This window comes from Saccharococcus sp. Marseille-Q5394 (assembly GCF_946901335.1).
GTDB lineage: Bacteria > Bacillota > Bacilli > Bacillales_A > Planococcaceae > Sporosarcina > Sporosarcina luteola_C.
This window is the reverse complement of the sequence record NZ_CAMPPQ010000001.1, coordinates 1,536,464-1,562,926: the sequence shown is the minus strand read 5'-3', so window position 1 is coordinate 1,562,926 and position 26,463 is coordinate 1,536,464. Positions and strand designations below refer to the sequence as shown.

Annotated in this window: 22 protein-coding genes; 13 read left to right on the top strand and 9 right to left on the bottom strand. The window is 45.3% G+C overall.

Annotated elements, in window-relative coordinates; translation table 11 throughout:
• The first annotated feature begins 130 nt into the window (after positions 1-130).
• The gene (locus OC538_RS07675) at positions 131-394 is read left to right on the top strand and encodes an excalibur calcium-binding domain-containing protein (protein ID WP_262174102.1); all 264 of its coding nucleotides are present in this window, start codon (positions 131-133) and stop codon (positions 392-394) included.
• A 380-nt stretch (positions 395-774) separates the two neighbouring features.
• Positions 775-2,415, top strand: a complete 1,641-nt coding sequence (locus OC538_RS07670) for an SWIM zinc finger domain-containing protein (protein WP_262174101.1) — start codon at positions 775-777, stop codon at positions 2,413-2,415.
• Positions 2,416-2,593: 178 nt separating this feature from the next.
• Here the strand turns inward: OC538_RS07670 and OC538_RS07665 are convergent, their stop codons facing one another.
• Positions 2,594-3,310 carry a 3-ketoacyl-ACP reductase gene (locus OC538_RS07665; RefSeq protein ID WP_262174100.1) on the bottom strand — a complete coding sequence of 239 codons (717 nt, stop codon included), beginning with the start codon at positions 3,308-3,310 and terminating at the stop codon, positions 2,594-2,596.
• A 200-nt stretch (positions 3,311-3,510) separates the two neighbouring features.
• Between OC538_RS07665 and OC538_RS07660 the strand changes: the two genes are divergently transcribed.
• Positions 3,511-3,999: a hypothetical protein gene (locus OC538_RS07660; protein ID WP_262174099.1), complete on the top strand. Its 489-nt coding sequence runs from the start codon at positions 3,511-3,513 to the stop codon at positions 3,997-3,999.
• A gap of 258 nt (positions 4,000-4,257) precedes the next feature.
• Positions 4,258-4,872, top strand: a complete 615-nt coding sequence (locus OC538_RS07655; RefSeq protein WP_262174098.1) for a PH domain-containing protein — start codon at positions 4,258-4,260, stop codon at positions 4,870-4,872.
• Positions 4,873-5,044: 172 nt separating this feature from the next.
• Here OC538_RS07655 and OC538_RS07650 read toward each other — a convergent pair whose 3' ends face one another.
• From OC538_RS07650 to OC538_RS07635, 4 genes are all read right to left on the bottom strand, one after another.
• Positions 5,045-5,860 carry a YitT family protein gene (locus tag OC538_RS07650; RefSeq protein WP_410055868.1) on the bottom strand — a complete coding sequence of 272 codons (816 nt, stop codon included), beginning with the start codon at positions 5,858-5,860 and terminating at the stop codon, positions 5,045-5,047.
• A gap of 468 nt (positions 5,861-6,328) precedes the next feature.
• The gene (locus tag OC538_RS07645) at positions 6,329-7,483 is read right to left on the bottom strand and encodes a Ger(x)C family spore germination protein (RefSeq protein WP_262174096.1); all 1,155 of its coding nucleotides are present in this window, start codon (positions 7,481-7,483) and stop codon (positions 6,329-6,331) included.
• On the bottom strand, positions 7,476-8,936 hold the full coding sequence (locus tag OC538_RS07640) for a spore germination protein (RefSeq protein ID WP_262174095.1): 1,461 nt from the start codon (positions 8,934-8,936) through the stop codon (positions 7,476-7,478). Before OC538_RS07640 ends, OC538_RS07645 begins: the two co-directional genes overlap by 8 nt.
• A gap of 27 nt (positions 8,937-8,963) precedes the next feature.
• A complete protein-coding gene (locus tag OC538_RS07635; protein ID WP_262174094.1) occupies positions 8,964-10,052 on the bottom strand; it encodes an endospore germination permease in 1,089 nt (362 codons plus the stop codon).
• 539 nt (positions 10,053-10,591) lie between these two features.
• Here OC538_RS07635 and OC538_RS07630 point away from each other — a divergent pair.
• From OC538_RS07630 to OC538_RS07605, 6 genes are all read left to right on the top strand, one after another.
• Complete coding sequence (locus OC538_RS07630; RefSeq protein ID WP_262174093.1) at positions 10,592-11,176, top strand: NEAT domain-containing protein; 585 nt, start codon at positions 10,592-10,594, stop codon at positions 11,174-11,176.
• 17 nt (positions 11,177-11,193) lie between these two features.
• Complete coding sequence (locus OC538_RS07625; protein WP_262174092.1) at positions 11,194-12,651, top strand: NEAT domain-containing protein; 1,458 nt, start codon at positions 11,194-11,196, stop codon at positions 12,649-12,651.
• A 74-nt stretch (positions 12,652-12,725) separates the two neighbouring features.
• A complete protein-coding gene (locus tag OC538_RS07620) occupies positions 12,726-13,661 on the top strand; it encodes an NEAT domain-containing protein (RefSeq protein ID WP_262174091.1) in 936 nt (311 codons plus the stop codon).
• A gap of 15 nt (positions 13,662-13,676) precedes the next feature.
• Positions 13,677-14,558: a heme ABC transporter substrate-binding protein IsdE gene (isdE, locus tag OC538_RS07615; protein WP_262174090.1), complete on the top strand. Its 882-nt coding sequence runs from the start codon at positions 13,677-13,679 to the stop codon at positions 14,556-14,558.
• A gap of 23 nt (positions 14,559-14,581) precedes the next feature.
• Complete coding sequence (locus OC538_RS07610; RefSeq protein ID WP_262175196.1) at positions 14,582-15,565, top strand: FecCD family ABC transporter permease; 984 nt, start codon at positions 14,582-14,584, stop codon at positions 15,563-15,565.
• Positions 15,555-16,325 carry an ABC transporter ATP-binding protein gene (locus tag OC538_RS07605; RefSeq protein ID WP_262174089.1) on the top strand — a complete coding sequence of 257 codons (771 nt, stop codon included), beginning with the start codon at positions 15,555-15,557 and terminating at the stop codon, positions 16,323-16,325. The genes OC538_RS07610 and OC538_RS07605 overlap by 11 nt, the downstream gene beginning before the upstream one ends.
• Positions 16,326-16,618: 293 nt before the next feature.
• On the opposite strand, the gene OC538_RS07600 is transcribed toward OC538_RS07605, so the two are convergent.
• Genes OC538_RS07600 through OC538_RS07590 form a run of 3 tightly spaced genes read right to left on the bottom strand, consistent with a single transcriptional unit; the run spans position 16,619 to position 18,800 of the window.
• Positions 16,619-17,794, bottom strand: coding sequence for a M20 family metallopeptidase (locus OC538_RS07600; protein ID WP_262174087.1), 1,176 nt, complete (start codon positions 17,792-17,794; stop codon positions 16,619-16,621).
• A gap of 36 nt (positions 17,795-17,830) precedes the next feature.
• Complete coding sequence (locus tag OC538_RS07595) at positions 17,831-18,472, bottom strand: transposase (RefSeq protein WP_262174086.1); 642 nt, start codon at positions 18,470-18,472, stop codon at positions 17,831-17,833.
• 1 nt (position 18,473) lies between these two features.
• Positions 18,474-18,800 carry a hypothetical protein gene (locus tag OC538_RS07590; RefSeq protein WP_262174083.1) on the bottom strand — a complete coding sequence of 109 codons (327 nt, stop codon included), beginning with the start codon at positions 18,798-18,800 and terminating at the stop codon, positions 18,474-18,476.
• Positions 18,801-19,462: 662 nt separating this feature from the next.
• On the opposite strand from OC538_RS07590, the gene OC538_RS07585 reads away from it, so the two are divergent.
• The gene (locus OC538_RS07585; protein ID WP_262174081.1) at positions 19,463-22,219 is read left to right on the top strand and encodes a M14 family metallopeptidase; all 2,757 of its coding nucleotides are present in this window, start codon (positions 19,463-19,465) and stop codon (positions 22,217-22,219) included.
• Between the two features lie 409 nt (positions 22,220-22,628).
• On the opposite strand, the gene OC538_RS07580 is transcribed toward OC538_RS07585, so the two are convergent.
• Entirely contained in the window at positions 22,629-24,248 is a 1,620-nt protein-coding gene (locus tag OC538_RS07580) for a glutathione ABC transporter substrate-binding protein (RefSeq protein ID WP_262174079.1), read from the bottom strand.
• Between the two features lie 349 nt (positions 24,249-24,597).
• On the opposite strand from OC538_RS07580, the gene nikC reads away from it, so the two are divergent.
• Positions 24,598-25,491, top strand: a complete 894-nt coding sequence (gene nikC, locus OC538_RS07575) for a nickel transporter permease (RefSeq protein ID WP_251693711.1) — start codon at positions 24,598-24,600, stop codon at positions 25,489-25,491.
• Between the two features lie 16 nt (positions 25,492-25,507).
• A complete protein-coding gene (locus OC538_RS07570; RefSeq protein WP_251693712.1) occupies positions 25,508-26,449 on the top strand; it encodes an ABC transporter permease in 942 nt (313 codons plus the stop codon).
• Positions 26,450-26,463 lie beyond the last annotated feature (14 nt).

Sequence of the window (26,463 nt, the reverse complement as noted above, 5' to 3'; positions counted from 1 at the left end):
TTGGAATTTTTGAATTGGGTATAATGGTAGAAAATGATTGATATTATTAGTTGCTTAACAAAAACTAGTATAGTGAAATCAGGTTTTGTGTTACAATTATTTACAAATTATACTAGTTGGAGAGATGAAAATGAAAAAGATCTTAACCGGAATCACCGTAATTTCCCTTGCATTCCTTCTATTCATTACGCCAATCGACTCAGCAAACGCAGCGCCAGCCAAGTTTAAGAACTGCACCGAGTTGAATAAAACATATCCAGGCGGCGTCGCTAAAGATGCTAAAGTCCGAAACGTAGGTGGAAAAACGAAGTTTAAACCTTTTGTTTCAGCAGAAATTTACAAAGCGCACACAAAGATGGACCGCGACAAAGACGGCATTGCATGTGAAAAGTGACTTTTAAACAGGTGCCTGTGCAGCGCACAATTCAGTTTATTAACGACAATTGCATAATTAAAACACGGGAAGCTCATCAACTCAATACTTGATGGGCTTCCTTTCGTATTTATATACTCATGTTTGAATTGTCATAAATGTGTCATGCACAGGCACCAACACGATTCAGTTTATTCACTACAATTGTATAAATAGATGTTGCGGACTTTGTCAAATATGGGGTTGGTTGGTTGTGTATTGTGTTTTTATGCTTTGAAGTGAATTGTCATAAATGGGCCATGCACAGGCACCAACATCGGCGCAATAAAGGGTTTTCCGGTTGGGTGTCGTATTGGTACTAGTAATAGATTGTGCGCCGAAGGAAGAGAGGGGATAGGGCGATGAATCTTTATGATTTTGAGGAGGTAGTGAGCTCCACTATCGTCGATCGCGGTTCCGAATATTATAATGCTGGATTCGTTTTAAAGCTAACACGCCAGGGAGATGGACGATATAGTGCGCTTGTTGAGGGGGAAGATATGTATGAGGTTGCCGTCCAGCTAAATGAGGAAGGCAATATCCTTTCGTCTTATTGCGATTGCCCTTATGATTTGGGGCCGGTGTGTAAACATGAAGTGGCGGTTTATTATGAGTTGATTGACAGACTAAAAGCTAATGATTTTCCTGAGATGGCCGGGACAACTCTGCCGGATTTGAAGACGGTCCTTGAAAGCCTATCCAAAGTGGAACTGATTGATATACTCCTTCATTTAGCGGACGACGATCCGAATTTTCATAATGAGTTGCTCTTCAATCATGCAACTGTCGATGAGCAACAGGAGATTGCTCGTTACAAGAGGATGATCGATTCGATCATTGAGAAATATACTGGCAGAGAAGGGTTTATTACATATAAATATGTTGGCGACTTCACGAATGAACTGTCCGCCGTACTGAATAAAGTTGAGTCGGTGAAAAATCCGTTGATTGCCTTTGAAATTGCGCAGGGGTTGTTGATTGAAGGGATTAAATCGTTTCAATACGCAGACGACTCTAGCGGTAATATTGGATATTTACTAGATCAAACGATTGAAACGATGGAAGCGATTGCAGATGGAGCTTTAGGGTTGGATGAACAAAGCGAGATGTTAGAAAAACTCATTTACTTATCGAAAACGGACGTATTTGAAGGATGGAATGACTTTCGAATCGATTTGCTCGGCATCGGTCTGAACTATGCGGGAAATGAGCAATTGCGGGCGACTTTACTGAATGAGCTAGAAGCAATGGTGAACGGTTCGTCTGCAAATGATTATGGTCGGTATGAAAATGAACGAATTTACAACTTAATGTATGACATCTTTGAAACTCACGGCACGTCAGAGAAAGCGAGACAGTTTCTACAGGAGAACATAAATTATCCTACATTCCGGAAACGGTTGATGCAATATGAATTGAAGGAAGGCAACTATGAAAACGTGTTGGCGTTGGCTTCTGAAGGGGAAAGTTTGGACAAGGATTATCGTGGTTTGGTTATGCGGTGGAAGAAATGGCGCTACAAAGCGTATAAACAATTGAAAGCACTTGATGAGCAAATGACAATAGGTCGTGAAATGTTGATAGAAGGAGAATTTGAATTTTATTGGGAATTGAAGGATCTGGCCGAGGACGCGACAGCTTTTTATGAAGGAGTGAAGCAGGAATTGGCTGTTAAAAATCAGTGGATGTTTGTGAAGCTCATTGAAGCTGAAAATGATGTTGAGGCCATCCTTGATTATGTCCGTGAAAATCCTTCAATGGTGGAACGATACTTGGAATACTTGGTTGATTCCCATGCAGAAGAGGCAATCATACTGTTCGAAACTCATGTAAAAGAGATCGCACAAAACTCATTTAACCGGAAGGGATATAAGGAAGTTTGCCAAGTGATGAAGCGCTATGGCAAAGTTGCAGGACGAGAAGCCCAAATGAACCTTGCAGAGGAACTAAAACAGACATACAAAAACCGCCCCGCTTTTCAGGATGAATTGGGTAAGCTTTAAGGGTGCTCAATACGGTGCCTGTGCGGCGTACTGTTCAGATAATTCGTTACAATTGTATAACTGAAAAACAGGAAACCTATCAATTCGACGTTTGATAGGTTTCCTATTGTATTTATATGCGTTACGTTAAATTGTCATAAATGTGTCATGCACAGGCACCGACACAATTCTCGAACAATTAAGGGTTTGTCGACCATAGGCCAGCCGATTTTAAGAGGACGCGCGGGTGCAGTTTCAGCTGCGCGACCATCAATTCAGCAAGGTCTTCAGGCTGCAGCACTTTATCCGGATTGCCGTCAGTGAGATTCTCTTCGAATGCCAAGTCGGTTGCCACTGTGCTCGGCGTTAAGGCAGTGACGCGAATGTTTTGCTTCCTCACTTCCAACATAAGTGATTCCGTCAAACCCAGCACGCCGAATTTTGAGGCGCTGTATGCACTCGTGACAGGAGCACCTTTTTGTCCGGCAGTTGAAGAGACATTGATGATATCACCTGTTTGACGCTCAATCATTTCCGGCAGCACTGCGCGTGTAACGTAGTACATGCCCATTAGGTTAACGTCAATAATGTTTTTGAATTCTTCCGGAGTAAGCTCAAGGAACTTGCCGAATTTGCCGATACCGGCGTTGTTGATGAGGATGTCGATTGGGCCGAGTTCCGATTTGATATGCTCGACAGCGGCAATTACAGATTCATTGTCCGCCACGTCCGCAGCAGCGATAGAAACGTTGACGCCAAATTCGCGAAGCTCTTCGGCGACCTTATCAAGATTCGCTTCGGTTTTCCCGATAAGTCCTAAATGGATGCCTTCCTTCGCAAAGGCGATTGCCGTCGCCCGGCCAATACCGCGTCCAGCTCCCGTAATGATCGCATTCTTTCCAGTTATGTTTTGCATAGTAAAATCTCCCTTCTTTATACGTTGACACGTGTAGTATAGCAAACCGCTGTGTTTACTCCTATGGAAACGGTTTGCGTGTGGAAACTGCGTAGGGTTTTGGATGGGACGTGAGGAGATTACTATTATTACTCTGCTGAACACCCAATTCACCCGTTGCATAGTCTATATGACGAGCGTTATCCAATGGAGGTATACGAATGAATTTTAGATTTTTCACCGGCAGAGTAATGGAGATTAGTGATTTTTCGATACAGCAAGATGATCAAGGATCTGGGTGCTATAAACTGTTTATGGTCGCTGATCGTGAAGGCTCCATCGTCAATTTCGTCATTGAGCCGGGCACATATTTTGTCGATCATGTTTTAGTGAAGGTCGGCGATATCGTAACCGGTTTTTATGATGCGAATGCACCGACCCCTTTTATTTATCCACCGCAATATCGGGCGGTTGTCATGGCGAAAGAAAGATCCGACCAGTTTGTGAAAGTGGATTTATTTGACCAGAATTTAGTGAGCAACGACGGAAGCTTGAAATTGAACTTAAATCGAAATACGCCGATTTTACTGGAAAATGGACAGTCGTTTGCGGGCAGTCCAGCTAATCGTGAGCTGATTGTCATTTATAGCACTACAACCCGCAGCATTCCCGCCCAAACGACACCACATAAGGTGATTGTGCTTTGTTAATGCCGAATTTCGGTGCTGTATTTGGTGCCTGTGCAGCACACTACTCAGTTTATTAACTACAATTGTATAAATAAAAAGAGGGAAGTTGATCAAGTCAATCTTTGATGAGCTTCCCTTTGAATTTATATGAATCTCTTTGAATTGTCATAAATGCACCATGCACAGGCACCCGCACAATTTAAACTCAAAGAGTTAATTAGACTAAAGAAATGTTATAATTTTAGGTGTGAGAATTCTAGATAGGAAGAGGTCGTTCATATGCTGAAAAAGTTGGCTTCAGATGCGTTGGGCTTGTCGGATATCGGTAAAATCATAGGACCCGAAGATTATGATAAGACGGATGCCGATGATTATATTCGACATGAGGATGAAGAAAAGATTTATTTCTTGATTAAGACTAAGGCAGATGAGTATTGCTTTACGAACTTAGCGGTCATTCATGTGGACGGAGATAAAGCGGTCTCTTCGAAACGCGTCTTGAAACGCTATTCATATTCAAAATATCAAATTACCAATGTGTTCTTGGAAACTGCGGGCAAAATTGACTTGGATGTTGAAATCAAGTTCACGCTTGGCGATCAATCGTACAGCATAGACGTTGATAAAAAGCAGCTCGCACAATTGAATGATCTGTACAAAGCATTGGTATATATTTCGGAAAAAGCTCACGAAAACAATATCCTATTCGAAATGGCAACGCAAAGTCTCGATAAGGCGGCAAAAGTGTTGGAGAATTCAAGACCGTCCGACATCCAAATGGCCGACCAATATAAACAATTAACCGAATTCGGTTTCTCCTGGCTAACATCAGCCCGAGACAAGTACCACGTTAAGGATTTCGGTGATGTATTTGAGAAGTATATAAACAATTGAGCCGGTGCCTGTGCAGCACACTATTCAGTTTATTAACTACAATTGTATAAACAAAATGAGGGAAGCTGATCAAATCAATCTTTGATCAGCTTCCCTTTGAATTTATATCAATCTCTTTGAATTGTCATAAATGCACCATGCACAGGCACCCGCACAATTCTCACACAATTTATTAATGAATATTTCGCTTTGTGAAACTTCCGCCTCGGACTTCGGCGACTTCGTAAACAGTGACAAACGCTGACGGATCAATTTCAAGGATAATTTCCTTCATCTTACTATCTTCGAGCCGGTTGATAATGCATGTGATTTCCCTGAATTCTTCATTGGAATACGCGCCTTGAACGATACTATAAGTCGAACTGCGGCCTAGACGATCACGAATCGTTTCGACCATACCTTCAGGTTCGCTAGTAATAATTTTATACATTTTAGAACCGCTAAGTCCTTCTTCAACAATGCTGATCACTTTAGTGGCGATGTAGTAAGCAATTGCGGATAAGAAAGCTCCTTGAAGCCCGAAGACAATCGAGACGATGGCGAAAACAAAGACGTTCAAAAACAGGATCAAATCACTTGTTCCGAACGGCATCCTTCGGGAAAGTAAAACGGCTAACATATCAATTCCGTCAAGAGCGCCGCCATTCCGCAACGCTAATCCCATTCCGAAACCGAGGATAATTCCGCCCACAACTGTTATTAATAACGTATCTCCGTGAATGATTATTGGCACATGATGCATTAGGCTCGTGCTGACCGCCAGTGTAGCAATTCCAAGTACAGAATAGATGGCAAAGCTTTTCCCGATTTGCTTATAGCCTAAAAAGACAAAAGGGATATTCAAAATCGCTATGAGAAGTCCTAATGGAAAGCCGAATAATTCTGACCCGACGATACTTAGACCAGTCACGCCTCCATCAGATACCTTGTTTGGAATGAGTACAGATTCTAATCCGTAGGCGGCAATGAGGGCACCGACCATAACCATGGCGCCGCGAGCAAACAATTTCCATACAGGTGTTTTTAGTTGAGTTTTAGGCATTAGTTGTTCCTCTTTTTAAGCAGTTTTTTCTATTCTACACCTATCTTCAGAACGTTGCCAGTTCATGTCCCTCGGGGTAGAATTGGTGCCTGTGCAGCATTCAATTCAGTTTATTCACTACAATTGAATAAATGGAAAGTGGAAAGCTAATAAAACTGATGTTTAGATATTTATTTTTGTATGTTTATGAATTTAGTTGAATTGTCATAAATGCACCTTGCACAGGCACCGGAACGATTCAGTTTACTCACTACAATTGCATAAAAGTAAAAGGGGAAGCTGATCAAATAGGCATTTGACTAGCTTCCCGTTGTATTTATATAGATCTGATTGAATTGTCATAAATGTACCATGCACAGGCACCGGCTATGGGCACCGGCTGAACAATCGCACCGGCTAAACGAACACATCCAGTTATTCTACTGTTCGTTCGAATGTTTTTTTGTTGGAGGAGAGTTTGCCGATTGTGATCTTGATGTTTCGGATCGAGTCATCGGTCAATTCGATTTTGCCGTCTTTTTGCAGTCGTTTCCATTCTTTAACGTTCTTGCGATACAGTTGTTCAGAAAGCCGATAGATGTCGGCATCCATTTTTAAGGCTTCCTCATATGTCGCAGCAATTTGCTCTTTCACAATTTCTTTCAATAACTTCTCAATTTCTGCCGGTTTAATCGTTTCGGTAATGATGTCGATTATCCCGTCGGCGTATATATCAATGTCGAACTTTGCTTCTCCTTTTATCATGACAGGATTGATTTTCACTTTGATATTTTCCAAGACGACGGAGATGAAATTGCCATTTTCCGTTCGGACTGTTAGATTGGACCTCTTCGTGTCGTTCGTCATCCATCGGATTCCCCTTGCTTTCTCTCCAGTGATGAACCCTTTGAAATCATCCGGGGAAACGATGGCTGCACCGGAAATGACGGGGGCTTTGATCGTTTCTTTTATTGATTTCCAGTTTTCCGCAATTGTTATGAACGGGATCAGCGTTTCATGATTCGGTTCATTCATATTGATCACTACTTCACGAATGCTTGCCGGTTTAATAAATGATTCTTGTTCGTAGGAGTTGCGTGGATCCCCTAGCTTTGACAAGATAATGGCTTTATTAACAACGGGTCTTATTAAGAGCACTTCCTCCACTGGGTCTTTTGTGGCGTATAACCAGATTTGATAACGCGTTTCCCTGTAACGTATGAAAATATCGAGGACCGGGCTCAACTTCACCTGTTGCAGTGCTTCTTCTGAGAAGACCAAGTAGGATAAATGGCCCCAATTCACTTTTTGATCGACGGAATGGTATAACTCGAAGACAGCTTCATCTAGCGACATCCCCGAGGCATGACCGACTTCTGCTTGTGAAGTTTCATCGCTTGTAGGCTGTTCGGATTTTGCGGTGTTGGCGAAATTGATGATTTGGGCGTACAGTTCATACCGGCCATCCTTGTAGTCGATGCCGATTCCATTGAGATATAACATCCTCTCAGGTTCATTATTATCCCAGCAGCCTGATAAGGGGAGCATCGCAAGCAATAGCAGCAGGAGGGCGACGATCTTTTTATTCATCCTGATCTCTCTCCTTCGTGCGTGTTGGGTCTGTCGGATTCAACATATTCGGCCGCTCTTTGTATGATTTATGAGGAAGCCGGAAGAGCGATTGCATGACTGTCTTAAAACTTAAGTCAGCTGCAATGTTCATGTAAGGAACGCCGAACGTCCGGATGCTGGATAAGTAAACAAGTGTAATGAAGACGGACATGAGAAGACCGAACAAACCTAAAATTGCTGTGAGGAGGATGAAACAAACACGCAATACACTAATTGCGTTCACTACCGATTGGTTGACCAATGTGAATGTCGCGATTGTTGAAATGGCGATGACGACAATCATTGCGGGACTTGTAATCCCTGCCCGAATGGCGGCATCTCCGATGATCAATCCGCCAACAACGCCGATTGTCCCGCCTAAAGCAGTCGGCAGTCGCAAGCCGGCTTCGCGAAACAGTTCAAACATGAGCAGCATAAGCAGCATCTCAATGACTGAAGGGAATGGAAGCCCTGTATTCGCTTGGACAACGGTCGCTAATAAATGGACCGGCAGCTGATCTTGGTGATAGGTCGTCAATGCAAGCCAAAATGCGGGCAGCGTCAAGCCGATGGACAATCCGAAGACGCGCAGCAAACGCTCGATTGAGCCGTAAATGACGGGTGTATCATTATCCTCCCCCGTCTTTACGAGCAGAAACAAGTTGACTGGCAAGATGACGCAATACGCCGCTCCATCAACAAAAATGAGGAAACGGCCTCTTACAAGCGACTGGATGGCGGTATCAGGTCGTCCCGTGTAATCGACCCTCGGAAAGAGCTTTGAGCTTTTATTCGCACTTTCCATCAGAAGGGTAGGGTTGAAAACGATATCGGTATCTGTTTCATTCAGTTGTCTTCTAATGCCGTCCAGTATCTCTTTGCTCGCAATGTCATCGAAATACAAAAGAGCTACAGTCGTTTTGGAGCGTTTCCCTAATTCGAATTTCTCGACGCATAATGAGTTTGTCGGCAGCCTTTTGCGAATCAATGCGATATTAACGGACACGTCTTCGATGAAGTTGTCACGAGGTCCTTTCACAGGCACCTCTAACCGTGTTTCCTCGGGGTTTCGGTTCGGTTTTTTAGTGATATTGCTCGTGTAAATAAATCCGGATTCCTCAAAAAACAATAAGACATGCCCGGAATAGACGAGGTGAATGACTGTTTCCAAATCATTTCCCGCTTTCAAATCGGGGATGTGCAACTGCGATTCAATCGCCGTTTCCAGTGGCTCGTTCTCCAAAGTGCCGACGAAGTGACGAATACGGGGCACGATGACTTCATTCAACAGTTGTTGGTCAATCATTGCATCGCATGTGACAAACGTGACGGCATGACCATTGAACATATAACTTTGAAACTGAACGTCTGCAGACTTCTGAAATAACGCCCGTAAAGATGTGATGTCCATCTCGTGATCAGACGATTGCATTGCACTTCACCATCTTCTGTGTAAGTTTTACATTTCTTTTGCCGCACTTCTTTTGATTAATGCAGAGATTGTTAGAAATAACGTCAGCAAGAGCAGGAAGATGAACGTAGCAATTAAGAAATAGTCCCCTTTAAGTTTCAGGAAAATATGATCTTCCATTAGAAATAACGACAAGGACATGAAGAAGAACGCTGGTCCGATGATTTTCCAAATACGTTTGCGGTCGCCTCTCAGCTGCAATAAATCCGAGACGACATACAAAATGAAGGACACACGTACGAAGGTGCCAGTAAGCCATTGGTATATGGAGAAAAAGTCTAGATGCTCAATGAAACGTCCTATGGAAACGAGCCCCCACTCCTCATAAGCGGGGTACCTTTGCTTTGCCGCTTCGTCAGGACCGAACTCTGTAATGGCACCAATGAGCGGACCCATCGTCAAACTGTGCAGTATAAAGAGCATGATTGCAAAATGATACCAGCGAAATCGACCTTTCACATTTTGTTGGATGAACAGGAACAACAGAAGTTCAATATAACCGGATGCCGGGTAGACCAATGTTGAAATGACAGGTTCAAATCCGTGCTCAATGAACGGTCTCAGTAACGAATAATTTTTCACTTGTATATTCGTGAAAGCGACAAAAAAGCCGAGGATAACGACCCAAAATAGAACAACCACGTTGACCATGACAATCGTCTGCAAATTTGTAGACGCAAGGAAGATGCATAGGATTGAGTAGATGAGAATCATGAGGACTAACGGCGACTCGGGTAAAAACGTCGATTTGATCCACTGCAAAGTCTCTGCCATCGTAAAGACGGCCATTAACAGAAGAAAAAATGCTGTGACATACCGAAAAATGGCGGTCGGGACTTTGCCGATCTTCGGAAGCAGCCAATCGCCGAGGGAAGCCTGCTGCGAACTGCGATGAATGTAGACGAGCAGAAATAGCCAAGGCACCATTGCAACTGCGGCAATGAACACGGAAATCCATCCATCACGTCCCGCATGGATCAATAACGGCGGCAAAATGGTCACATGATTCTTCAGTCCAATGACCGTCATTGACAATAAAATTACATGCAAAATACTAATCGACCCGACCCTCTCCATACCCAAAACTCCCACCCTCATAATATTGCCCAGTCTTGACACGAATGAAGACGATTATAAGCAAGTGACCCTCAAATCCGGTGCCATATGCGGTGCCTAAATACGGTACCTGTGCACGAAACAATTCAGTTTATTCACTACAATTGCATATATCTAGAAGAGGAAGCTTGTTGCATCAATGTTTACCTGACTACCTTTCGTATTTACATAACTTTTGTTGAATTGTCATAAATGTACCACGCACAGGCACCGACACAATTTTGTCTATTCACTACAATTGCATATTGAGTTATCGGGAAGTCTGTAGCTAACGAGTTTGGTTGACGCTCCATTGTATATTTATTGCTTCTATTGAGTTGTCATAATTGCACCATACACAGGCACCGCAAAAGGCACCGCAAAAAGGTGGACACAATTCATTCGTTTCTCTGTGAACAATGTGTGAATATTGTTGGAGGGGCTTTCAAACTAGTGGATGATGGCCTATGATAGTAGTGGAATAATTGATAACAGTTCTCACTAGTGGGAGAGGAATTTGCATGAGAAGACGGGTGGCGCCTTTGTTTGGTGCTGTTTTGCTGTTATGGGCGATTGCGTCTGCATCTGTAGTTGCGGAATCGTTGTCTGACGGCGTATATGCAGTGGAGTACGAGCTGCTGCAAGGTGATTCTGACTCGGTGTCGATTGCGAATGATTATTTTGAAAAGCCAGGGCTACTGAAGGTGGATGGCGGCAAGCAAGTTTTGCAGTTGACGTTGAATCATAGCAATTGGGTTAAAGAGTTACAGATACCTAGCGACGGTGGTTTTGCGGATGCGCAGGTCGTTGCGGAGGATGAAGAGGCGGATACGCGTGTCATTGAACTGAATGTGGACGGCAAGCTAGCCGAGCCGTTTCCAGTGAAGATGCATGTGGTGATCGACGAGTTGGAGATTCCGTATGATCATGCGTACACCGTGCGTGTTGCGGTAGATGCAGACTCCTTGGAGGAGACGGACCAGGAGTGGATCGATTCTGTCAGCACAGGAAGTACAATTTGGTTTTGGATGGCGACTGTATTCGTTACTGCAGCGGGAATCTTTGCTGCTATGCGGATGTTCCGATCGAACCGGTCGAAAAAGTAGAAGAGGAGAATACTAGAATGAAGAAGAGTTTACTGGTTTTATTCACAGCAATGTTGCTGATCTTTACGGCAATGCCATCACTTCCAGCAGCAGCTGCTGAAGTGACTGCAACGCAAGAGGTATCTTATGAGCTTCCGTTCAACGTGTTGCAAGAAGATAAAGACGAAGTTTCTACGGCGGGCGATTTTGTGAAAAGCCCTGCGGAAGTTAAAGTGGAAGACGGCAAGGCGTTCGTTTACATGACGCTCTTGGAAAGCCAGTATTGGCAGTCATTGAAAATTCAAGATGGCGACAAATTTGTCGACGCTCAAGTTGTGAGCGAAAACGCTGAAAAAAGGACACGTCTTGTGAAGTTTGAATTAAAAGATGTTGCAAAAATAATGAATGCAAAAGCTCATATTATCGTTACAGGCATTCCTGGACTTGGTGAATATGATCAAACACACCAAATTCGTTTCCAATTTGATGGAAGCAAAGCTCCAGCGGTAGAAGAGAAACCAACAACGCCGACAACTCCTGAAGCACCAAAGGCAATTAAAGACGGCGAATACGCAATCGGCTTCAAAGTGTTGCATGCGACAGAGGAAAAGGAATCCCCTGGCATGGCGCGCTTTATCGAAACGCCAGCAGCTTTGTCCGTGAAAGACGCTAAGCAAGTCGTGACACTCACATTGACGAACAACGAGCAAATCACCGAGTTCCAAGTTGAGCAAAACGGTAAATTCGTTGATGCAACAGTTGTACGTGTAGATGAAGAAGCAAACCACCGCGTCGTTTCATTCGAAGTGGCGGATCTCTCGAAAATCATGAACGCAAAAGTGACGGTTTTCGTTGCAGCAATGAACCATACTGGAAATCACACGATTCGGCTAGCGTTCGATCAAGATAGCATTAAACCTTTGGCAGAAGAAGTGAAAGTCCTATTCAAAGATATCGCCAATTCGTTTGCAAAACCTTACATCGAAGCACTGGCTGCTAAGCAAATTGTAAAAGGTAAAACGTCTGAAACATTCGCACCGAACGATAAAATGACAAGAGCGGAATTTGCGCTGCTAATTTCTCGTGCATTGAATCTTGAAAAACAGGAATACAAAGGAACATTTTCAGACTTGACGAAGGAAATGGAAGTCTTCGTGTACGAAGTAGAAGCAGCAAACCGCGCCGGAATCATTCTAGGTGATGCGGGGAAATTCAAACCGAATGCAGCGATCACTCGTCAGGAAATGGTAGCGATGATTGTTCGTTCAATTGAATATAAAGACGCTACACTATTAAAAGACGTTGAGACAACTGTTGTGTTTGCAGATGCGGCTAACATTAGCAGCTACGCGAAAGACGCTGTTCAGTTGGCAGTCGGCCTTGGCATCATTGACGGCGATGTTGTGAAAGGCCAAAAAGTGTTTGCCCCTAAAGCGAACGCAACTCGTGCACATGCAGCGAAAATGGTTTACAACATGCTTGAAACTATCAAATAAATAATCTTCGCACGGATGCCGGCGTCACGCTTTATGTGACAGCCGGCGTTGTGTGTGGAGCGAAGGAGTCTAACATGAAAAGAATTTTTACTGTTGCTATGGCGGTTGCATTGGTCACGGCGCTATTCATTCCAATCATGCCGATGAAAGCGGAGGCTTCAACGTTTGCTGATGGGGAATATTCCGTGCCGTTCACAGTATTGAAGGATTCAAGCAACGAGCAGTCGACGACGGCGGATTATATGGTCAGCCCAGCGAAGGTGCAGTTGGTGAACGATAAAGCGACGGTGACGGTCACATTGAAAAACAGCTCGTGGTGGCAATATTTCAAAGTCCAAAATGGCGGAAGCTACTCAGACGTTCAAGTGGTGAGTCAATCAGGCGATCAGCGTGTTGTGCGGTTCACCGTTACTGATCTGAAGCAGCTCGTCAATGCCAAAATCCATATCATCGTGACGGGCATCCCAGGCTTTGATTACGACAATAAATATGATATCCGCTTTAATTTCAACACATCTTCCATCCCGGCCCCTCCTGTGGCAAAGCCGGTAGCGACACCGCCTCCTGCGAAAGAAACGAAACCTGCAGCGCCGAAGAAGACAGAAGTCACGCCGGTTCAAAAGACTGAACAAAAACCTGCTCAACATCCTGTCGTGAATAAAACCGAGACGGCCAAAACGACTGAGAGTGTAACGAAAAAAGAAGAGAAGTTGACTGTGAATGAAACAGGAAAAGATGAAGCGGAGAAATCCCATACGGAATCTGATAATGGGAATGAAGTGAGCAAGGAAGATGAAGATGTTGAAGAGGATGCTGCATCTGAGGAAACCGGTGCTGTAAATGAAGAACATGACGAAGAAGAAGACGCTGTCGAAGAGGTTGCAGTCGCAGAGGTCAAGGATGAAAAAGAAAAGTCCTCGAATACATTTTTGATTGTCATCATTGTGATTGGTGCAGTCATTGGCGCTGCAGTCGTATTTGCGATTGCAAGGAAACGAGCTCGAAAATAAGGGAGTTGTGCTTGAATGAAAAAAGCGATCGGCCTTTTCGGTTTATTGGCTAGTGTCATGCTTGCCGGCTGTTCAGCGATTGCCGGGGATAATGCGAATGAACAAATCGGTGAGCAGGACGGCGATCGGGTAGTTGCAACGACTGTCGCGCTGACGGAAATCATGGACGCACTTGATATCGATTTGGTCGGCGTTCCTTCAAGTTATAAGGAGTTGCCGGAACGCTACGCGGATGCGAAAGAAGTCGGCAACCCGATGAGTCCCGACATGGAGATGCTGCTGTCGTTGAAGCCGACGGAAGTTTTTTCGGTGACAACGTTGAAATATGACTTGCAAGAAATGTTTGATGACCGCGGGATCGATATGACGTATGCAAACCTCGAAAGCATTGACGCGATGCACGAAGAAATCTTGAAGATCGGTGAAAAATACGATTCTGTGGAGCAGGCGGAAGCGATTGTAGCGCGGTTCGAGGAGAAGGCGGCTGCAATCGAGAAGGCGATTGAAGGGAAAGAGAAGCCTTCCGTGCTCATTCTTATGGGGATTCCGGGGAGCTATTTGGTGGCGACGGAGCATTCGTACATCGGGGATCTTGTAAAGCGGGCTGGCGGCGTCAATGTCATTACGGGCGAGGATGTCGAGTTCATTTCATCCAATACGGAATACTTGCAGCAGACGAATCCTGACGTCATTTTGCGGGCGGCACACGGTATGCCTGAGCAGGTAATTCAGATGTTCGATGAGGAATTCCGTTCGAATGATGTGTGGAAGCATTTTGATGCGGTGAAGAACGGGCGCGTCTATGATTTGGAAGAGACGCTGTTCGGCACGACGGGCAATTTGGCCGCGGCGGAAGCGCTGGATGAGTTATTGAAGATGTTGCATGAAGTGAAATGAAGGCAGGTAAAATCATGTCGGGAATCAATCGGAAGACCATCAGTTTCATAGTCGTAGCGCTATTGTTGGCAATCGTTTTTGTCCAATCTGCATTGACGGGCAGCATTTCGGTGACGCCTTTCGAGTTGATTCATGGACTGTTGACAGGAACGAACGACGATGTCGCCATCATTAAAGACTTGCGGCTGCCGCGGGTTTTAATTGCGGTATTCGCGGGAGCTGCTTTGTCGGTGGCGGGCGTTTTGCTGCAGGCGGTTATGCGTAACCCGTTGGCGGATCCCGGAATTATCGGGGTTTCGGCGGGTGCGAGTTTCATGTCTGTTTTGGTGATTGCGATGTTCCCGACGTTGTTCTTTTTCGTGCCGCTGTTTGCGTTTATCGGCGGTGCACTGGCGTTTTTCCTGGTTTATTCATTATCGTGGAAGTCGGGCTTGGATCCGTTGCGGATGATTCTTATCGGGATTGCGGTCAACGCGCTATTCACTGGACTCGGGCAGGCGATCGGGTTCAGCGGAGGCGGTTTGACGCAGTCGATGAGCCAAGTGACGACTTCGACGCTGACGATGAAAAAATGGAGCGAAGTGGAAGTGGTCGGGCTTTACGGATCGATCGGATTGGTGCTGTCGTTTTTCGTAACTAGATGGTGCAATTATTTATCGCTAGAAGACCGTACGGCGAAAAGCCTTGGCGTCAATGTCAACTTGGCGAGGTTTGTCATTTCGATCATTGCGGTATTGTTAGCTTCTATTGCGACGACAGTGGCGGGCATGTTCGCGTTCGTCGGGCTGTTAGTGCCACATATCGGAAGGACGCTTGTCGGCAATGATCATAAAGTGTTGATCCCGTTTTCCGCGTTGGCAGGTGCGCTGTTGATTTTAGTGGCGGATACGCTTGGAAGGACTTTGATCGCGCCGAATGAAATTCCTGCTTCTATCATCATGGCAGTGATCGGCGGGCCGTTCCTCATATTCTTGCTGAGAAAGAGTGATCGAATTTATGGACATTAAGGAAGTCGCATTTTCATATGACAAGAAGAGGGATACGCTGCGAGGAATCGATAGCACGATTGACATCGGCAAGGTAACGACGATAATCGGGCCGAATGGATGCGGGAAATCAACGTTGCTCGGCGTCATGTCAAATCATTATCAGCCGCAAAATGGGGATGTGTTGCTGGATGGGAAATCTTTGGCGGAGTTTAAGCCGAAGGAACTTGCACGGAAACTTGCCGTCGTCCATCAGCAAAACAATGCGCCTTCTGATATGACGGTCGAGAAGTTGACAGCGTATGGCCGGATTCCGTATAAAAGTCTATTTGCTTCGAGTACGAAGGAAGATGAAGAAGCGATTGAATGGGCGCTGTCAAGCACGAATCTGCTCGACAGGCGGCATATGCCGATCGACAGCCTATCCGGCGGCCAAATGCAGCGCGTCTGGATCGCCATGGCACTAACACAGAAGACGCCGTATCTGTTTCTGGACGAACCGACAACGTACTTGGATATCTTCTATCAATATGAGTTGCTGGAGCTCATTCGCAGTTTGAATAAAGAGCACGGTATCTCCATCGTCATGGTGCTCCACGACATCAACCAAGCTATCAAATACAGCGACGTCATCATCGTCATGAAAGACGGCCGGATCGCCGCCAAAGGCAAACCGGAAGACATCATCACAGCCGAACTGATCCGCGACATCTACGGCGTCAATGTCGTCGTGAAACACGACAAGGATGCGGGGACGTACATTGTACCGGTGGGGATTTGAATCCCCAAACCGGTGCCTGTGCAGCACACGATTCTGGTTATTCACTACAATTGCATAATGAAAACCAGGAAGCCAACCATATCAACATCTGGTTGGTTTCCTTTAGTATTTATACACGTAAAGATGAATAGTCATAAATGTTTCTTACACAGGCACCGAAACAATTCAGTTAATACACTACAATTGTATAATTACAAAAGAGAAAGCTGGCCATTCCAATTAGTGGTCAGCTTTCTCATGAATTTATATACCTACTATTGAATTGTCATAAATGTGCCATGCACAGGCACCACTCAATCCCTGCACACAACTTCAGCGACTGCTTTTGCGGCGACGAGCAATGCGTCTTCGTCGATGTCCCATTTTGGGTGATGGTTGAAATACGCTTTTTCCACGCCCTTTGGTTTGCAACCGATGTAGAAGAAGCAGGACGGGAACTTCGCTGCATAGTAGGCGAAGTCTTCCGAACCGGAGAACATAGGGAATTCCGCCACTGACTTGATTTCCGGCTCCGTGGAGCTTTGAAGGGCGGCGACAACCTCTGCCGTTATTTCCGGGTCGTTAAATAGCGGCGGATAATCCGGCACATATTCAAGTTCGCACTTCACCCCAAATTCCTCTTCAATCCCTTTGGTGATTCGGTGGACTTCCTTACTGATCAACTCTTGGACCTCCGTTGTCATATACCGCACATCACCCTCCAATTCGACACTATCCTTAATGACGTTGAATTGCCCTTTACCGTCAAACGAACCGATCGTAATAACACCCATCTCAAAAGGATTCAACCGGCGGCTAACGACTGTTTGAATCGCCGTAACAAAATGGGCTCCTGCGACAATGGCATCGTTAGCTAGGTGCGGAGATGATCCGTGCCCACCGACACCTTGAATTTTCAATTTGAAGTACGTCCGACCAGCCATGGAATAGCCGCTATGGTACCCGACAACTCCCGCTGGATCTGTTGGGAATAAATGAATACCATAGACGGCATCCACGTCATCGAGCAAACCTGATTCCACAATGCTCTTCGCTCCGCCCGGAGGAACTTCCTCCGCATGTTGGTGAATGATTTTAATCGTCCCTGTAAGCTCATCCTTCAGTTGAATCAAACAGTCCGCGAGCACGAGCAAATAGGCAGTATGCGCATCATGGCCACAAGCGTGCATGACTCCCTCGTTTTTCGATTTGAACGGCACATCAGTCTCTTCTTGGATAGGCAATGCATCAAAATCCGCACGAAGCCCAATCGTCTTTCCTGGTTTACCGCCTTTAATCGTCACAATGATGCCGTATCCATTTCCGATATTTGTTTGAATTTCGACATCTTTTCCTTTATAAAAATCGGCAATGTACTGGGCAGTCTTTTCCTCTTGGAACGATAGCTCGGGATTTTCATGCAAATGACGCCTTATCTGAATCATTTCATCTTTGCGTTGTTCCAACATTTTCATCAGTTGCTGCTTCATCGGGCGACCATTCCTTTCTCTTCATCATATCTTTAACTATTCCGCTGAGTTTATCACATCAAACATCGAAAAAGGTACCGAAACATCTTCAACTGGCATCTTCTCGTACACGGTCTCGAGGTCCTGCTTGTACGCTAAACAATATAGATAGTATGCTTTATTTGTCGTGTCGAATGGCTTTGGCAGAAATGTCCGCACAAGATCCGTATGTAAGAAACGGGGCGGTTCTTTTTTATCATCGGCATAGTATGAGAACGAGCTATGTGGATAATCCTCCAACAAATTCACCATCTCGACGGTCGTTTCAATCGGATTCCGATGGATGTAACTGCTAATATCCAGTATGGCTCTTGGCCCATTTGCAAGTTTTGAAAAATACCTCTTTTCGTAAATACGTCCGACATGATCATAGCGTTTGGCATAATAGTCACTGTATCTCCGGTTAATACAAGCCATAATCTTACTTAATTCCACCTCGGATTGGATCAGCAAGTGATAGTGATTGGACATGATGCAATAGGCAACCACGTTATATGAATATTTGTCGTACGCATATTCAAAGGCCCGCATCAGATTCCACTTATCTTCATCGGTTTGAAAGATTGCTTGCCGATTATTGCCTCGCATCGTCACATGGAAATAGCCATATGGATTCCAATATCGTGTCCGTCTTGCCATGTCATTCTCCCACCAATATAGGTGAATTATATGCCGCCGATTTCCATTTGATTGATTCCTCTAATGCACTCTCAGAAATCCGTTCCGAACCTTCCAAATCCGCGATTGTCCTTGCGATTCGCATCAATTTAGTTTGTGTCCGATTGCTCCATTTCCTTTCAAAACAGACTTCCTGGATGAAATCTTTTTGCGCCTTTGACAGTCCGCATGTTTTATCCAATAATTGAAACGGTACAAAACCGTTCAACCAGTCTTTACCGAATCGCGAACGTTGCATTTCACGGGCACGGGTTGTCCTTCCGCGTATTGTTTTAGATACTTCGACCACGCCATCCTCCTGCAACCCGACACTCATAATTACCGATGCGATTGCACGTCACCTCTTTCATTTTCTCCAACCATATCGCTAGTCAAGTAGACTGACAACTGTCCGAATTCAACAGAAAACGAAAAAATGAATTTTAACTGCAGAAAAGCAGGGAAAACTCATTTTCAAACTGGCATATCCCAGGAAAATAATATTTTCAGTGTATTTTCAGTGCCTGTGCACCAAACAATTCTGATTATGCACTACAATTGTATAATGAAAAATTACAAGACTTTCATCTCAACATCCTATACTCATTTGAGCGTATTTATATACCCAAGCCTGAATAGTCATAAATGCACCTTACACAGGCACCGACACAATTCCGATAATACACTTCAATTGCATAATGAAAAACAGGAAGCCTGCCATATCGATATTTAGTCGAATTCTTTCTGCATTTATATACTTATAAGCGAATAGTCATAAATGTTCCGTGCACAGGCACCTCTGAAGGCACCTCTGAGAAGATTCCCTAGGTTTCAAGACCTGAATCCTTCTGCGCATTTTTGGATTTACTTCAAGTTTCGAAGTAAATCGCTATCTAACTGTCTGTTGCTTTGATATAGTCGGACTATTGTAGCCTATTAATCTACAATACAAAGCGTAGAGGGGATGAGATGTTGAAACGGTTTTTAGTTGGGTTTTTAGCGTTGTTCATGGTGTTTGCGACAGCGGTGCCATTATCTGCGCAAGCTGTTCAATCGGTTGAGACTATCCAAGTTGCCGATACGGTCGAACTGGATGTCAGCCGGTCGGTATTGTCGCTGACAGAAATCAGGGATGTGACAATTGAAGCGGACTTTGGTCGGCAGGTTGATTTGGAGAAACTAGAACTGTATTTCGGCGGGAAAGCGCTCGATGAATGGAAGCAATGGAATGCGGCAGCGAAATCCTATTCCGGGAAGCCATTCATCCTCGTGAAAAAAGAGCCCCATTATGTAGACGGCACGACGAAAATCGCAGCGGAGCTTGAATTCGGGTTACCGTTCGGTACGGCTGATCTATCGCCGCGCTCAATCCGCGTCATCTACAAGGAATTGCTAGGGGATTATGAGCTTGCGTTAGTTGATTCGGAGAATGAAGCGAAAGCCGCGACAACGGTCGAGCTGAATGTGTATGACGAATTCCTTGAATGGGATGAAATCAAGCCTGAGATCGACCAAATTTTCAAAGAGGCTAATGAATTGAATGATCGTTATTTGCATTATGAAAGTCCAGGGAAGAGCGTGGAAGGAAGAGATTTGCACCTTGTCGTTCTAGCGAAAAATGAGGGCGCGGTGAACAACTATTTAGAGAACACTTTGCCGGCTGCGCTTGAAACGCCTGAAGATTTATTAGCGAAGCTGAGAGATGGAACTATGGGTGATTACCAGATTCCGATCTGGTTCAATAATATCCACCCAGACGAAGTAGAAGGGATTGATTTCCAGACGGGGTTATTAAAGCAATTCGCATTGGAATCGGAAGTCTCCTTCACGACTACGAATGAAAACGGAGAAGATGAAGAGGTTGTGTTGAACGTCGACGAAGTGCTTGACCATCTCATTTTCATTTTCAACTTCTCACATAACCCGGACGGCCGTGTCCATAACACGCGGGCGAACGTGAACGGGTTTGACTTGAACCGGGATAATGCTTATCAGACACAAGTCGAAACGATCCAGTTGAATCAAGTCATTGCCAAGTGGACGCCGCTTGCGATGATGGAAGGGCACGGGTATGTGAAAGGGTTCCTGATCGAGCCGGCGACACCGCCGCATAATCCGAATTTCGAATATGATTTATTAATGGAAGGAATGATTCCGCAGGCGCATGCGATGGGACAGGCCGGGATCGGCAGCTCCGGGCTGACGTCGTATTTCTTGGCGTCCGAAGAATATGAAGACGGCTGGGATGATATGGGCCCTTCCTATACACCGATTTTCTCGATGCTGCATGGCACGCTTGGTCATACTGTCGAAGTGCCGACGCTCAGCCAAGATGCCTATGATGCGATGGTTGGCGCAGGCTTCGGGATGATCAATTATGTGTTTGAGAATAAAGATGATCTGTATGCACGGCAGGTTGAAATCTTCGACCGGGGCGTCAAAGGGGAAGATAATCGCGCTGTCGATCCGCTGTTGACGAATGCGGCGGGTGAATCAATCGGGCGCGTCCGTGGAGAGCATGAAAACTTCTTCCCGGATTATTATGTGCTCCCGACTGACTCATTGAATCAGAAAAACGTGTCGGAAGTATACAATATGGTAGACTATTTGATCCGCAACGGCGTGAAAGTCGAGCGGACGACTGAAACTGTCAAAATTGGACCGACGACGTACCCGAAAGGGGCTTATGTCGTTCCGATGAAGCAGGCGAAACGTGGTTTGGCAAACGCGATGCTGTATAAAGGTGATGACGTCTCCGACTGGAAGGCGATGTATGATCCGGTCGTAGCCAACTTCCCGGCGCTCAGAGGATTCAATGTCGTCGATGTGCGCATGGGAGAAGAGGACGTGCTAGAAGGGTTGACTGAGCAAGTGAAGGAAATGACGGTACCTGCTAGCGAATTGGATGAAAGAAAAGCGATGCAAGTATTGAAAAATGTTAATAACGATACAATTAGATTGGTGAATGAACTGCTTAAGGACGGCAAGCATGTCGGACTTGTCCAAGAAGAAAAATTCGGATTCAAGGTTGGCGATTTCGTCGTCAGAACGGAAGACATTGCTTCGTTTAAGGACAAGTACGTGTTCGAAGCGGACGTATTGCCTGCCTATCAAGCTATTGATTTGAAATGGATTGCCGAGCCGAAAGTGGCGAGCAATGGATCCGGCCAATTGATTTTTTCATTGAAGGAATTAGGATTCAACTTGATGGACGAGGAACAGGCTGATGTCGTTATTTCCGATTCGAATTTGCCGAAGGAGCTTGCCGGTAAAACATTTGTCGGCATTGGCAACAGCGTGTTGAAGGCGGTCCATGATGCTGGATTGCTGGAAGGTTTTGAGTATAAAACGACTAGAGGCGGACACGAAGGATTAATCAAAGGGACGGTCAACGTGAAGCACCCATTAATGGCTGGTTATCGTCTAGATGAACTTTTCTATACGACGCGAGGTTCATGGATTACAGCAGTTCCTGAAGGAGCGGAAGTGTTGGCGACAGTGAAAGGGACTGACGATTTCTACGTCGCGGGTTGGTGGCCTGGCCATGAAGGTGCGAAAGCGCAAACGCTTGCCTTCACACAGCAATTGGACGATGCAACCATCACTCTATTCGCTAACGATCTCGCATTCCGAGCACATACGAAACACTACTACCGCATGCTAGCGAACAGCATCTACGCTGCAGCGGAAGAAGTACCCGCACCTAAGCCAGGAGCGAGTAAAAACTGAAACACAAACGGCCCTGTAGAAAAAACTGCAGGGCTTTTTATTCTGGAGTTTTGTGGTGCCTGTGCAGCACATTATTCAGATTATGAACTACAATTGCATAACGAAAAATAGAAATCCACTACTATCAATGAAGGTTAGCGCCAATAGTGGATTTTTACTCTTATAGTTGAATAGTCATAAATGCGTCTTGCACAGGTACCGGAACAATTCAGACAATACACTACAATTGTATAATTAAAAAACAGGAAGTCGACCGAGTTCATACTTGGTTGGCTTCTTGTTGCATTAATATACCTATCATTGAATAGTCATAAATGCACCTTGCACAGGCACCAACAAAGTGGCACTACTACAAAAGTTGCACACAAAAAAGGATGCCGCCCATAAGGCAGCATCCTCATTTCCATTATCACTCTTCTACGAACTGAACGTCTTTCAACTTATAGATTCCGTCCGTGCCGATGGAGAAGCCTCTGATTTTATTGCTAACGCCCGTAAGGTATTCCGTATGGATCAAGTATGCCATCGGAGCGTCTTCGATTAAGTGCTCTTGTACTTTGTTGTAGATTTTAATGCGCTCATCGGGATTGGATTCACGGCGGCCTTGTTCGAGAAGCTTGTCGACTTCCGGATTTTCATAGAACGAACGGTTTCCTGGGTCACCCTTTTGGGATGAATGGAACAATGCGTATAATCCGTAGTCGGCGTCGCCTGTAGGGTTGGACCAGCCAAGTATGAACATGTCATGCTCGCCGTTTGCCGTTTTGTCGAGGTACGCGCCGAATTCCATGACTTCAATGCTTACTTCGACATTGACTTTCTTCAATTCATCTTGCAAAAGGACTGCAATTTGTTGACGTTGTGGGTTGTCGTTCGTCCAGATGGAAGATTTGAAGCCGTTCTCATAGCCGGCTTCCTTCAGAAGCTTCTTCGCTTCTTCCACATTGTATTCAATCGGTTTTGCATCTTCGTTATAACCGAAGATTCCTGGGGCAAGTGGTCCTTTTGCAGCCACTCCAAAACCGTCGTACACACCTTGGCTAATGTCATCTTTATTCACAAGCATGGATATTGCTCTACGAACTTTTGGATCATTGAATGGTTCTTTCTCGGTATTGAAACCTAAATATGCAAGGCTGGACGATGCTTTTTGGTTGATTTTCGCGAAACTGCCGTCATTGATGCCTGCAACTTCATTCGGTTGGACTGGATCCGCGATATGAACGTAGCCTGTTTCAAGGTCTGCGTTCCGGACCGCACTTTCAGGAACAACTTTGAACGTCACAGTGTCTACATGAGCTTTGTCGCCCCAGTAGTCTTCGTTTTTGGAGAGTTTGATTTCAGCTCCAGGCGTCCAGCTTTCGAATTTAAAAAAACCTGTTCCAACAGGGTTTGTCGCAATGACGGAACCTGCTGCTTCACCAGCTTTCATAGCCGCATAATCCTCTTCGATCGACTTCGGACTAACCATGCTGCCGCCGTTATGTGAAAGGTGGGCGAGCAAAGGAGCAAATGGATATTCCGTTTTGATTTGTACGGTATGCTCGTCTTTTACAGTAATGTCAGTGATCATTTCATATAGGAAATAACGTGGTGATGCAACGTCTGGATCGAGGACCCGCTCAAGGTTCATTTTCACGACTTCCGCGTTGAAAGGCTCGCCATCATGGAATGTAACGCCTTTACGGAGTGTGAATTCATACGTTGTATCATCGATGGCTTCCCATTTTTCTGCAAGACCTTCGATAATTTTATTGGTGTCATCCCGTTTCACAAGCGTTTCATAAATGTTCGCTTGTATTACGGAAGACGGTACATCATTGGAACCAGCCGGATCCAATGAAGATGCATCTGATAGAACCGCGAGCACCAAGTCGCCGCCTTCAATCCCTTTCCCTTTGCCTTCGTCAATATCAGTCCCAGATCCACTTTCTGAAGAAGGTGAACCACCCCCAGAACATGCAGCAAGAATCATTGACAAAGCGAAAGCTAGAACAAACAGCCATTTAACATTGCCATTTCTCTTCATGTGCGTTCCCCCCGTTTGTTTTTAACAGATTACAATTCAGGCAGATAACTAGGAATTGTAATAGTCAGATGCAATATAGCACACAATAATAGAATAGACAATATAATTTCAGAATAATTGGTATTATTGAATTTTTAAATGAAAAATAGCGGAATTTTACTAAATTAGCTATTTGCGAATTCTATGGATGTCAAACAGTTATCTCGTCGGCCTCTCACTTTAAAATTATACTATTTAAAATAAATTGAAAACAATGATAAAAAGGATTCCTCAAAACGAGTATTCGTGATATGCTACTGTCAATATACTGATTTTTCATAGAAAACAAAATGGGGGAAGGTGTTCAAACATGGTTCAACATACACCTGCTGCACAAATCGGACAGAAACGGTCGAGTCCTAGAGTTGAAGCATACAAAGCTTTTTGGCGCAGGCTCCGTAAAAATAAGGCGGCGGTTGTCGGAGGTGCCCTTGTCTTATTTTTCATTTTGACGGGGATATTCGGTCCATTCCTGACATCGTTTGATCCAAATACGACGCAAATCGCGAATAAACTGAAACCGCCTTCCGGGGAGCATTGGTTCGGCACGGACAATTACGGGCGTGACATTTTTACGCGGATCATTCATGGTATGGGAATTACGATGAAGGTCGGCTTCTTTTCGGTTGCACTCGGCGGAGTAATCGGAGTTTTTCTCGGCATCATTTCAGGCTATTATGGCGGGAAGCTGGATACGGTCATTATGCGGATCATGGACATCCTTCTTGCATTTCCAGGCATCCTTCTGGCACTTGCCATCGTTTCGGTACTTGGCGGCAGTTTGCAGAACGTCATCATAGCAGTCGGGATTTTCTCCGTTCCGGCATTCGCAAGAATCGTGCGCGGGTCTACATTATCGGTAAGGAAGCTGGAATACATCGACGCGATTAAAGCGCTGGGGGCGAACGACGGACGAATCATTTTCAAGCATATTTTGCCGAATGTCCTGTCGCCGATCATTGTTCAATTGACGCTGCGTATTGCGACTGCTGTCCTGACGGCGAGCGGACTAGCATTTCTCGGGCTTGGTGCAAAGCCGCCCACTCCGGAATGGGGGGCGATGCTCAGTGAAGGACGGACTTTTTTGAGAGAGGCGCCGCATCTTGTTTTATTTCCGGGAATCATGATCGTCATCGTCGTGTTGGCATTCAATATCTTTGGGGATGGGCTGCGCGATGCGCTTGATCCGAAGATGAATAAATGATGGAGGGGGCACATTCATGTCGAAATTCATTATAAGGCGCCTGCTCCAGACGGTTCCGGTTTTGCTTGGCGTTACGATTCTCGTTTTTTCAATGATGTATTTGATCCCGGGGGACCCGGCGCAGATTATGGCGGGGGAGGGAGCATCTCCGAAAACGGTGGAACAGATCCGGGAGAAGCTCGGGTTGAATGAACCTGCACCCGTGCAATATCTCAGTTACATGAAGAATGTCCTCAAAGGAGATCTTGGAAACTCGGTGCGCAGCGGGCGTGCGGTCACGGATGAAATTAAGGCTCGGTTTTGGACGACGGTGGAGTTATCCTTTTATGCAACGCTCCTCGCCGTGTTCCTTGGGCTGATCGCTGGCATCATCTCGGCTGTCCGCCACTACACATGGTCCGATATTTCAATAATGATTGTCGCGCTTTTCGGCTTATCCATGCCGAATTTCTGGTTCGGGCTCATGCTTATTCAATGGTTCGCGATTGGTCCGGACTGGATGCCGGAATTCATGAAAATGCGGGCGTCCGGCTGGGGGGACGATTGGAGGCAAATGCTTCTGCCCGTCATCACGCTTGGTACAGGGGGAGCGGCGATTATTGCGCGCATGACACGTTCATCGATGCTTGAAGTGATCGGGCAAGATTACATCCGGACGGCAAGGGCGAAAGGGATGGGCGAGCGCGTCGTTATTTATCGCCATGCCCTTAAGAACGCCTTGATTCCCGTCATTACGGTTGTCGGTCTTGAGTTCGGAGGATTTCTGGGAGGAGCTGTGCTGACGGAAACAATTTTTGCAATTAACGGCATGGGACGCTTGACAATCGACGCAATCCGGACGCGGGACTTCCCGATTGTACAAGGGACTGTTCTCGTCATTTCATTCCTGTTCGTATTTGTGAATTTGCTCGTGGACATATCGTACCGCGTCTTGAATAAACGGATCGATTTGAACTGATACATGTCTGATAG